The sequence below is a fragment of the Lentzea fradiae genome (assembly GCF_900100955.1).
GTDB lineage: Bacteria > Actinomycetota > Actinomycetes > Mycobacteriales > Pseudonocardiaceae > Lentzea > Lentzea fradiae.
Map to the genome: position 1 here is coordinate 178,924 of NZ_FNCC01000019.1, position 11,356 is coordinate 190,279.

Here is an 11,356-nt window from a genome sequence, read left to right on the forward strand (position 1 = left end):
AGCAGGTGCTAGTCGGTCCTACCAGCGTTCGCCCGCACGACCCGGCGGTACGCCCGCGCCACCTCGGTGAGGAAGACCGTGTCGCTGCCCATGTCACCACCGCCGGGCACGCCGACCGGCGCGTCCGGCGCGGGAGCCCGCAGGCCGCGCGCACGGGCTCTCAGCGCGTCGGCCAGCACGGTGGCCTCGACGAACGCGTCCAGCCGCTGCCCTCGCAACCCGACCCGCGCGGCGTTGCGGCGCGCGGAGTCGGCGACCTCCTGGTCGAGGTAGGGCTGCAGCGCGATCCGGCCGTCCCTGATCTCGATCACCCGGCGGTACAGCCGCAGCCCCAGATCGCCGGGCAGCAGGTCGGCGAGCGCCGAGCGCGGGGGTTCGAGCGCGATGTGCGGGCTGACCTCGTACAGCCCGAGCCAGAGCGGACGCAGCCCCAGGTAGGTGCGGTACCGCCCGACCCACCCGGCGAGCGCGGTCAGGCCCACCCTCGGCGCCCACCAGCGGACCGTGCTGCCCACGAACACCAGCACGTTCGCGGCGAGCGGGAGGTACTTGTCCAGCGGCGGCATCGTGGGATACCCGAGGCCGTACCTGGCGGAGGCGAAGTACAGTCCTTTGTGGACGTGGTAGGTCAGCGCGCACACCGCGCCGCCGGAGACGAGCCGCAGCCCGAGGTTCAGCACCACGTCCGGCGTCACCCGCGCGAACCGCCACGACTCGCGGGCCATCACCGCGAACGCCGGTGTCAGGCAGGCGGCGTAGACGACCCAGTACTCCAGCACCCACGGCGCGCCCGCGTACCGGTACGCGAACCGCACCTCGTCCACGTCGACCGGCTCCAGCACGAAGAGGACCGCGAGCACCGCGAACCCGGCCGCGAACCCGAGGGCGACACGCGTCGAGCGACGGCTCGCGTCCCGCGGCGGCATGGTCAGGTGGGCGACGAACGCGAGCCCCGCCCAGGCCACGACGAACATGAAGCCGTGCCCCAGCAGCCGGGCGAGGTTCGGGACGCCCACCCTGCCGATCAGCGAGTAGCCGGCGGGGGTCAGCACGATCAGCGAGAGACCGAGGCCCGCCAAGCCCAGGCGGACCGTGCGTTGCGCGGCCGTGCGGGGCCGGTAGTCACCGTTCACCAGCATCGTCACGAAGAACGAGCCGACCAGCGAGGGCGGCAGGTAGATCCGCAGCGCGTCCAGCACGGGTGGCGGTCAGCTCGGGTCGCGCCAGGTCAGCGCGTCCTCGATGCGGTCGGCCAGCCCTTCGCGATGGCGGCCCGCGTGCGACGGCGCCGCCTTCTGCAGGATCAGCGACGCGAGCAGTTCGGCCTCCTGCTCCTCGACCGCCGAGTACTCGGTGCGCTCCAGCACCGACCTGACCATGTCCGGGTCGAGGTTCGGCATCAGCAGCCGGGCCAGGTCCGCGCCGGTGAGCGGGGCCGAGTAGTGGTCGCACAGCAGGTGGCACAGCTCGTGCAGGATGATGTGGTCCTGGTGGGGAGGCGTCGTCGACTCCTCGTAGAAGATCAGGTCCAGCTCGTCGGTCGCGACCCACAGGCCCAGCACGCCGGGCTGCGCGGTCATCGGCGTCAGCTCGATGGGCCGCCGCCGCTGCCCGGCGATCAGGTCGCAGAGCGCTCTCACGTCGAACGGCTCGGGCATCGGCAGCTCTCGCACCCTGGCCTCGCACCGGCGGCGAAGCCCTTTCATGCCCGTGCCCCGACCGATCACATCGCCCCCGTCCGACGTGTCACGAACCCGCTTCCTCATCGGGACCGTCCGGCAGGCCCTCGATCTCGCGCGCTCGCTCCACCATAGCGGTGAGCGCGCCGAGGCTCTTGGGGGACAAACCCGAGGCCCGCAACGCCATCCGGCGCACCGAGCTGTCCCGCAACGCGGTGAGCAGCGCGAGCTCCGAGTCGATCTGCTCGGTCACTGCGTCGTCGAAGAAGTAGGCGGGTGGCACGCCGAAGAACCCCGCCAGCGCCTCGAGATGACGCTTCGTCGGGTTGTCCCGCAGGCCGCGGCGCAGCTGCCAGACGTAGGTGGCGGAGATCGTCGGACCACCGCGGACCCTGATCGCCTCGGCCACCTCTTCGAACGTGTACTCGCGGCCGGCGCGTGAGTGCACGGTGCGGAACAGATGGTCGACTTTCGCCGCGAGGGACCCCTCCGGCTGTGACGCCACGTCGGCCATCACACCTCCAGTTCAACGTGCCCCAGGCAGCGGCGACCCTACTCGTAAACCAGGATGAATGGAACATTCAACGAACTCACACGACAGTTGACGGCCTCCGGGAACCTCGGTACGTTGACCTTGTTTGGACATTAATCAACGAGATACAGCGCAATCTGGTTTTCTCCGCTCGCGCACCGCGCCGGCGAGCGTCCGGACACACGCCTACTGGGGTGCACAGGCGTGAATCCTGGTCCGGACACCACAGCAGGACAGTCGGCGCCTTCAGCGTGCGCACGATCCTGGTCGCCACGCGGAAAGGTGCACCTCGAATGGGGGAAATGACTGTTGGAGTTCCGAATCCTGGGGCCGGTCGGCCTGTGGCTGAACGGCGCTGAGCTTCCACTCAAAGGTTCCAAGCAGCGCACGATCCTGGCGGCTCTGCTCCTGGCCAGGGAGAAAGTCCTGTCCGACGCGCAACTAGGCGAGGTGCTCTGGGGCAAGAACCCACCGGCGACCTACCAGGCGCAGATCTACACCTACGCGTCCCGGCTGCGCAGGCACCTGCACGGCGGCATGGCCCTGATCCGGCAGGGATCGGGTTACTTCATGCGGATCGGCACCGCGCGGTTCGACTTCCACGAGTTCGAGAACCTCTCCCGCACCGGGCGCGAGGCGTTGCGCCTGGGCCGGTTCGACGAGGCGTCCGAACTGCTGCGCGGCGCGCTGTCGCTGTGGCGCGGCCCGACCCTCACCGACGTCACCGACCTGCTCGCCGAGACGGAACGTCCCGGCATCGAGGAGGTCAGGCTGAAGACCCTCGAGAGCAGGATCGACGCCGAGCTGGCCCTCGGCAGGCACCACGAGCTCATCTCCGAGCTCGTCGGGCTCGTCAACGCGGACCCGTTGCGGGAGCGGACGAGAGCCCAGCTGATGATCGCGCTGTACCAGGGCGACCGGCAGGCCGAGGCGTTCGCGACGTTCCAGGAGGGCAGCCGCCTGCTGTCCGACGAGCTGGGCGTCGACCCCGGCCCCACGCTCAGGAACGCGTACCAGGCGATCCTCACCCACGACGTGCGGCCAGCCTTCCCCGTGCAGCGCAACTCCGTCACCACGACGCCGAGACCCGCGACGCCGGCCGCCGGGACCCCCGACTTCACCGGCCGCGAGGCCGAGCTCGACGTCGTGACGGACCGGTTGCGCACCAGGTCGTCCCTGGTGACGGTGACCGGCATGCCGGGCGTCGGCAAGACCGTGTTCGCGCTGCACGTGGCCGACCGGCTGCGCGCGGAGTTCCCGGACGGCCGTCTCCACGTCGACCTGCGCGGCGGCGGCACCCCGCTGAGCCCCGGCGAGGCGCTGGGCGCGCTGCTCGGCGGCCTGGGCGTGAGCGGGTCCTCGCTGCCGTCGAGCCTCGACCAGCGGGCGACCCTGTACCGCGACCTGCTGGCCGAGCGGCGGATGATCGTCGTGCTGGACGACGCCGCGACCGACCCGCAGGTCCGCCCGCTGCTCACGGGCGCCCCGCACTGCCGCACGATCATCACGACCCGGCGGGTGCTGACCACGCTGGGAGGCCAGCACACGCTCACCCTCCCCCCGCTCGGCGACGACGAGGCGCTGGCGTTGTTCACCAGCATCGCGGGCCCGGAACGCACGGACGCCGAGAAAGCCGCGGCGGCGCGGATCGTCCGGCTGTGCCACGGCCTGCCGCTCGCCGTGCGCATCGCGGGCGCGCGAGCCGCGGCCAAGCTGCACTGGTCGCTGGAGCGGATGGCGGCGAGGTTCGCCGACCCCGACCGGCTGCTGGACGAGCTGAGACTGGGCGACCTGGACGTCCGCGAACGGTTCCGCGGCGGCTGCGAGTCCCTGGACCCGTTGTCCCGCAGCGCGTTGCTGCGACTGTCCCTGCTGGACTCCCCGTCGTTCCCGCACTCGGCGACCAGCTCGCTGCTGGGACTGCCCGACGCGTCGGGCGAGCAGGTCACCGAGCACCTGCTCGACATGCACCTGCTGGAGCTGGCGGGCATCGAGCCCGGCGGCGAGCAGGCGTACCGGTTCCACCCGCTGGCCAGACTCGTCGCACGGGAGATCGCCGTGACCGAGGACGGGCTCTCGGCCGCGTTGTCGCTCACCTGAGACGACCTCACCGGAAGGGCTGTCTCCCCGGGCCCGGGGAGACAGCCCTTCCGGCTTCGGGGATCCCCTCTGCGCGGGGGCCGATCCTGGGCGGCACCCGCAAAAGAAACTTAGCAGGTGCCGCTCCAGGACGGCATGCCGCCGTCCGGGTGATCAGTTGATCACCTCCCGTGCAGCTCGCGGAGGTACTCGTGGGTGGTCGGCAACGTCTTCAGCAGCTCGGCCTGCTTCTGCTTGATCTGCGCGAACACCGGCTCCGCCCCCTCGACCGCGTCCGGCCGGAAGGCCAGCGCGGGCAGCGGGTGCTCCGGCAGCACGTCGAGGCCGGCGAAGATGCAGTAGTAGCTGCTGTTCGTCCAGAAGTTGCGGAACTCGGCCTCGAAGTTCTCGTAGTACGTAGCCTCGTCGGTGACCGGCATGTTGACCGCGAGCCCCGCCCGGTACTGCGCGATCTTGTGCTGGATGTCCTCCGGCAGCACGAGGTCCTTGCAGGCCCGCCAGAACGGCGTGTCCCTGCGCGGCGCCAGCGTGAAGTGCGCCTGCAGGAAGTCCCGCGAGTCGTCGAACATCGTCTCGATCTCGCGGTTGAACGACTCGATCAGCACCGGGTCGAACCGCTTGTCCGGGAAGTGCTTGCCCAGCTGGTACAGCGCCGCGGTGATGAAGTAGATGCCGGTCGACTCCAGCGGCTCCAGGAAGCACGACGACAGCCCGATGCTGACGCAGTTGCGCACCCACGCCCGCCGGTTTCTGCCGACCCGGAACTTGACGTGGTTGAGCGGCTGCTCCTCCGGATCGAGGTCCCACAACGCGCACAGGTCCTTCGTGGCCTCGTCCGGGTCCGTGAACCGGCTGGAGTAGACGTACCCGGTGCCGAACCGGTCGAGCATGGGGATCTTCCACGTCCACCCGGACTTCATGGCGATCGCCGACGTGGCCGGCTCGACGCCGTGCGCCTCGTCGTCGTGCGGCACGGACGTCGCGACGGCGCTGTCGTTGAGCAGGTGGTCGCTCATGTCGAGGAACGGCTCGCGCATCAGCTTGTTGATCAGCAGCCCGCGGAACCCCGAGCAGTCGACGAAGAGGTCACCCTCGATCGTGCGCCCGGCCTTGGTCCGCAGCGACGTGATGTGCCCGCGCTGGTCGATGGTCGCGTCGACCATCTCGTCCTCGACGTGCACGACCCCCTGCTTCTCGATGGCGAACCGCTTCAGGAAGTCCGCGACCAGATGAGCGTCGAAGTGCCACGCGTAGTTCGTCCACTTGGTCCCGTCGGCGAACCGCGGCGACAGCCGGGCGTCGATGATCGGCGACTCGCGGTAGCACGCGTAGTCGAACTGCTCGGTGGTCTGCCCACCGAGGCTCTTCGCCGCCCAGTAGTGCGACAGCGGCAGGTTCTGGTGCGTGGGCAGCAGACCGAACAGGTGGTAGTAGTGGTCCGGCCTCCCCCGCAGCTGCCTGCCCACCGGCTCGCCCTCACCGGGCGTGCGCCAGTTGACGAATTTCACGGCCATCTTGAAACTCGCGTTGCACTCCCGCATCCACTCCTCCTCGGGAATTCCCAAGAAGTCGAAGAACGTCTTGTGCAGGTTCGGGACGGTGGCCTCACCGACACCGATCTTCGGAATCGACGGCGCCTCCAGCACGGTGATCGTCGCATACCTGCCGAGCGCCTTACCCAGATAGCTGGCAGTCATCCAGCCTGCGGTGCCGCCACCAAGAACGACGACATTGGAGATCCTGTGGTCTTCCATCCGGACAGATACCCTTCGTCAAACCGACCAGCACAGCCGATTCCAACCGAAACAGTGAAGTCACTGTTCTCCGATATCTGATACTTGGACTATATTCGAGCTATCGCGCCTTGCGGCGCGTCACAGGGCTCCGGAACGTTCGGTGTCGCAAGCCGCGCGCCTGAGCTTGTCGCGCAGGTCGTCGGACGCCGCCGGGGCGTCCGGCACGACGGTCACCGCGCCGTCGGCGGCGATCGCGTACGTCACGGTGGCGGTGCTTTCCACGTCCGCGGACCCCACCGGACCGAGACACGGAGCCGCCAGCGCCACGACCCGCACCGGCTCGCTCCTCTTCGGCGTGAGCTGCGGCAGGGTGGACTGCGTGTTCCAGGTGATCGACACGGTGCCGTTGGCCTCGGTCTCCTTCGAGCCCACCTGCCGGATCGCACTGCCGCCACGGATCGCGTTGTCCGGCAAGGCGATCGCGACACCGACCCGTTCGGTGTGCGTCGTCTCCATCGTGAACTCGACACCGCCACCGGCAGGTTGCGACGTCATCACCACCGGCCCCGGTCGCGCACGCCCGCCTTCGCACGCCTCGTCGCCGAGGTACTTCAGGTTCTGCTCAGGGCTCTTCGGCGCGACGTAGGAAAGCGAGACGAACCGCTTGTGCTCCGGCTCATCCGACAGCACACGCGCGACCGTCCTGCCCCACCCCTCGTCGTGCCGTGCCACCAGCAACCACCTGGTCTCCGTCCACCCCTTCGGAGCGACCGGGTCCTTGATCGCGTCACCCACGCAGTAGCCCTCGAACCCGAGCGTGCAGCCGCTGTCGAACCGATCGGTCTGGGAGAACGCCACCCCCGGCCCGCTGCGCGCGTAGTTGCCCAGCGGCCCGACCGTCAGACCGACGTAGTTCGCCGAGTACACCTGCGCCGCCGCGCACGCGCGGGCCCCGTAGGCGTTCGGCGTCGCGGGAGCGACCAGCGTCAGGAGCGACACCACCAGTGCCGGCAGTCCGAGCAACGTCGCCGCGAATCCGAACCAGTCGGTCCAGGTCGGGGTCTCGCCCGAGCCTCCGCCCTTGTCCTTTCCCTTGCTCTTGTCCCTGCGCACGAAGTACCGCATCAGGACGAGGCCCAGCACCAGCAACGCACTGATCAACACATCGGTTCCGAGAATCCGGTCGGTGCCGTACAGCAGCCCTTCGCGCACCAACCAGGCGCGTGCCACAGCCAACAACACAAGCGCCGACGCGATCAGTCCGAGACACACCCACGTGCCGGTTCGAATTCTTGCTTCACCTGCCACCCGCCCGTAATACCCTTGCCACCGGACAGCTACGCATCAAAACAAATTCCAGTTCTCATGGCATTGATGCCATCCGGCGAAACCAGGTGCACCTACACGTCCAATTCCAAAAACAGGAGAATATGTGCGTTTCTGGGCATTCTTGTCGTACTCGTGGTCCGACCGGCCGAAGGCGGTGGCGCTCCACCGCAGGCTGGAGAAGTTCGTGATCCCGCGCCACGCACGACACGCGGCCGACCCCGAAGGCCCGGCCGGACGACGCCTGCGTCCGATCTTCCGCGACGACGACGAGATGGCGCCCTCGGGCCCGCTGGCAGAACGCCTGCGCACCGCCATCGACGAGGCTCCCGCGATGATCCTGCTGGCCTCACCGGCCTCGGCCCGGTCGCATTACGTGAACCTCGAAGTCGAGCACTTCCTCTCGGGACACGACCCGAAGCGCCTGGTCATCATCGTCACGGGTGCCGACCGGCCGGCGAAACCGGAATTGCCGCCCGCGCTGGACCGCGTCGAGGACCCGCTGTGGCTGGACGCGCGAGGCGCGCGGAAGCTCACCCGCCGCAACCTGGTCCGGGTCGCCGCCGTGGTGCTCGACGTGGGGTTCGAAGCGTTGTGGCGCAGGCATGTGCGCTATCGGCGCCAACTCACCGCGCTGTGGTGCGCGCTGGCCCTGGTCGTCGGCACGGTGGTGGGCATGGCGATCGTGCGTCAGCTGGACGCCGAGAAACGCAGCCCTGAGCAGCAACGCGCTCAGTTCGTCGAGTGGATGACCAACAACACGAACGCGGTCGGCCTGCCCGTCGACGAGGTCAAGCTGAACATCACTCGTGTCGACGACCTGGACAACGACGGCCTGATGGAGTTCTTCGTCGTCAACGAGACCGAAGGCTATTGCGGGTCAGGCGGATGCGTGGCGCTCGTGTACCGCACTGTGTCGCCCGGCGACTACGAGGTGGTGCTCGAACTGCTGGGCGCCTCGACATCGCGGGTGCGCCAGGCGGCGGACGGTTCGAAGGAGGTCATCTTCAGCGACCTCTCTGTGAGTAGAGAGCCCTTGTACTCCGTCTACACGTTGCGCGGCGGCAAGTTCCAGCTCAAGCATCATGAGTTCTGCGACGGTTTGAACTTCGAAGTGTGCACCCAACCGATGGTGATCACGCCGATTCCGTGGGAGCGCGCACCATCCGTCGAGAAGGGGACCCCTCCACTGGAACGGCCGTCCGCGGACGCGCGGGTGGTCAGGATCGGCGCAGGAGGGTCGACCTTCGAAGGCGGCGATTACGACCTGGAAGCCAAAGGCATGGCCCAAGGTGGGGAGTGGTACCTCGTCGAGGTCTGGAAGGGGTCGTGCGGATTCGTCCCCGCCTCGGCCGTGGGGCCACACAAGTAGGAGCGGTCACGCCGATGCGGAACCAGCCGAAGAGCGGGCGAGCGCTCTCCGCCACTTGTCCAGCTCCACCAGCACGTACGACACCGCGCTGAGCGCCAGCACCACGAGCCACGGCTGCCAGCCGAGCGGTGCGGTGTGGAACAGGCGGTTCATGAACGGCACGTAGGTCAGCGCCAGTTGCAGTGCGATCGTGAGCGCGATGCCCACCAGCAGCCAGCGGTTGGGGCCGGTCCGGGGGCGGATGCGGTCCAGCGATCGGCAGTTGACCAGGTAGGCGATCTGGGCGCCGACGAACACGTTGACCGCGACCGTGCGGGCGACTTCGAGCGACGCGCCCGCCGAGAGCTGCCAGCGGAAGGCGCCGAACGCGCAGGCGAGCAGGATCGCCGACACGAACAGGATTCGGCCGACGAGACTCCGCGTGAGCAACGGCAGTGACGGTGGTAGCGGAGGTCGTTGCATCACACCGGGTTCACGTGGTTCGAACGCGAGCGTCAGTCCCAATGCGACGGCTGTGGTCATGTTGATCCACAGGATCTGCACGGGCAGGATCGGCAGTGCGGCGCCGAGCAGGATCGCCGTGAGGATCACCAGGCCCTCGGCCATGTTGGTGGGCAGCGTCCAGATGATGAACTTGCGCAAGTTGTCGAAGACCGCCCTGCCTTCCTCGACGGCCGCGCGGATCGAGGCGAAGTTGTCGTCGGTCAGCACCATGTCCGCGGCTTGCTTGGCCACCTCGGTGCCGCCCTTACCCATCGCGACGCCGATGTCCGCTCGCCGCAGGGCGGGGGCGTCGTTGACGCCGTCGCCGGTCATCGCCACGACGTGGCCGTCCGCCTGGAACTGCTTGACCAGGCGCAGCTTCTCCTCGGGGGCGACGCGGGCGTGCACGTCGGTGATGCCGAACTCCGCGGCGATCGAGCGCGCGGTGACCGGGTGGTCGCCGGTGATCATCTTGACCTCGACACCGGCGGCCTGGCAGGCGCGCACGGCCTCGATCGCCTCCGGCCGGGCGGGGTCGTGCATCGCGACGAGGCCGAGCAGCTCGACGTTGCCGCGCAGTGCTTCCTCGGTCGGTTCCACATCGGCCGCACGGGCGATGGCGAGCAGGCGGAGGCCCGCGGCGGCCAGCTCGTCGGCCTCGGTGCTGTGCGGAAGCCCTGCGAGGTCGAGCACGCGTTCCACGGCGCCTTTCACGTAGACGACGCCGTCGGCGTGCTTGGTCGCCATGAACATGCGTTCCGAGCTGAACGGCAGCACGCCGACGCGTTCGGGCACGTCCGTGACGTCCAGGCCCGCCTTGCGCGCCGCCACCACGAGTGCGGCCTCGGTCGGGTCACCGACCGGGAGCCAGCGTCCGTCGTCCTCGACGATGCGGGCGTCGTTGCACGCCAGTCCGGCGAGCAGGCACTGCCGCACAGACTCGTCGGCGGCGGGCGCGAACGTCCCCTCCGGCGCGTAGCCGATCCCGGACACCTCGTGCCGCACCCCGCCCGCCACCACGACGTTCACGGTCATGGCGTTCGCCGTCAGGGTTCCGGTCTTGTCCGTGCAGATGACCGTCGTGCTGCCCAGCGTCTCCACCGCGGGCAGCCGCCGGATGATCGCGTTGCGCCGCGCCATCCTGGCCACGCCGATCGCGAGCGTCACGGTGACCGCGGCCGGCAGCCCTTCGGGGATCGCGCCGACGGCGAGCGCCACCGCGGCGGTGACCATCTTGGCGAACGGCTCGCCGCGCAGCACTCCGACGATCACGCTGAAGGCGGCCAGCCCGAGGATCACGACCGTGAGCACCTGGCTGAAGTGCGCGAGCTTGCGGGTCAACGGCGTCTGCACGGCCGCAGTCGTGCTCACGAGCCGGTGCACCCGGCCGATCTCGGTCTCCGAACCGGTCGCCACCACGACCCCGCGCCCGCTGCCCGCCGTCACCAGCGTGCCGGAGTAGGCCATGTTGGTCCGGTCCGCGAGCGCGGTGCCGGGCGGGAGCACGACCGGGTCCTTCGTCACCGGGACCGACTCGCCGGTCAACGCCGACTCGTCGATCCGCAGCTCGCTCGCACCGACCAGCCGCAGGTCCGCACCCACCTGGTCACCCGCGTCGAGGAGCACCACGTCGCCCGGTACGAGCTCAACCGAGGGCACCCGCGCGGTGAGCCCGTCGCGCACCACGGTCACCTCGGTGCGCACCATCGACACCAAAGCGTCCAGCGCCTTCTCCGCCCGCGCCTCCTGGACGAAGCCGATGACCGCGTTGATCACGACGACGCCGAGCACCACCGACGCGTCCACCACCTCACCGAGCGCGGCGGTGATCGCCGCGGCCACCATGAGGACGTAGATGAGCGGGTGGTGCAGCTGACCGAGCAGACGCAACGACCAGTGCCGCCCGCGACGTGGCGGCAGCTCGTTCGGGCCGAGGTCGGTGAACCGCTGCCGCCACTGCCCGGTCGACAGGCCGTCGTGCTGGTCGGTCTCGGCCAGCAGGACGACCTCCGGCACCGGCAGCCCGTGGTGCGCGACCTCCTCGCGCTCAGCTGTTGCGGTGGGCACGGCCTGCTCGCAGGTGCGGGTCCTCGTGGCTGATGGCCTCCAGGACGTCGCGGCGGGTGAG

General features: G+C 69.2%; 8 protein-coding genes. 2 read left to right on the plus strand and 6 right to left on the minus strand.

Annotated elements, in window-relative coordinates:
• Positions 1–8: 8 nt before the first annotated feature.
• The 3 genes from BLT23_RS35605 to BLT23_RS35615 are packed head-to-tail and all read right to left on the minus strand — an operon-like array spanning position 9 to position 2,193.
• Entirely contained in the window at positions 9–1,199 is a 1,191-nt protein-coding gene (locus BLT23_RS35605; RefSeq protein WP_090058557.1) for an MAB_1171c family putative transporter, read from the minus strand.
• A 9-nt stretch (positions 1,200–1,208) separates the two neighbouring features.
• Positions 1,209–1,706, minus strand: coding sequence for a hypothetical protein (locus tag BLT23_RS35610; protein WP_176947075.1), 498 nt, complete (start codon positions 1,704–1,706; stop codon positions 1,209–1,211).
• 40 nt (positions 1,707–1,746) lie between these two features.
• A complete protein-coding gene (locus BLT23_RS35615) occupies positions 1,747–2,193 on the minus strand; it encodes a helix-turn-helix domain-containing protein (RefSeq protein WP_090058559.1) in 447 nt (148 codons plus the stop codon).
• Between the two features lie 327 nt (positions 2,194–2,520).
• Here BLT23_RS35615 and BLT23_RS35620 point away from each other — a divergent pair, with 327 nt between their 5' ends.
• Entirely contained in the window at positions 2,521–4,311 is a 1,791-nt protein-coding gene (locus BLT23_RS35620) for an AfsR/SARP family transcriptional regulator (protein ID WP_090058562.1), read from the plus strand.
• A 161-nt stretch (positions 4,312–4,472) separates the two neighbouring features.
• Here BLT23_RS35620 and BLT23_RS35625 read toward each other — a convergent pair whose 3' ends face one another.
• The gene (locus tag BLT23_RS35625; protein WP_245744529.1) at positions 4,473–6,008 is read right to left on the minus strand and encodes a tryptophan halogenase family protein; all 1,536 of its coding nucleotides are present in this window, start codon (positions 6,006–6,008) and stop codon (positions 4,473–4,475) included.
• Positions 6,009–6,185: 177 nt separating this feature from the next.
• Positions 6,186–7,277, minus strand: coding sequence for a hypothetical protein (locus tag BLT23_RS35630; RefSeq protein WP_090058568.1), 1,092 nt, complete (start codon positions 7,275–7,277; stop codon positions 6,186–6,188).
• Between the two features lie 202 nt (positions 7,278–7,479).
• On the opposite strand from BLT23_RS35630, the gene BLT23_RS35635 reads away from it, so the two are divergent.
• The gene (locus BLT23_RS35635) at positions 7,480–8,745 is read left to right on the plus strand and encodes a toll/interleukin-1 receptor domain-containing protein (RefSeq protein ID WP_281248942.1); all 1,266 of its coding nucleotides are present in this window, start codon (positions 7,480–7,482) and stop codon (positions 8,743–8,745) included.
• Positions 8,746–8,751: 6 nt separating this feature from the next.
• Here BLT23_RS35635 and BLT23_RS35640 read toward each other — a convergent pair whose 3' ends face one another.
• The gene (locus BLT23_RS35640) at positions 8,752–11,295 is read right to left on the minus strand and encodes a cation-translocating P-type ATPase (protein WP_090058573.1); all 2,544 of its coding nucleotides are present in this window, start codon (positions 11,293–11,295) and stop codon (positions 8,752–8,754) included.
• Between the last annotated feature and the right edge of the window lie 61 nt (positions 11,296–11,356).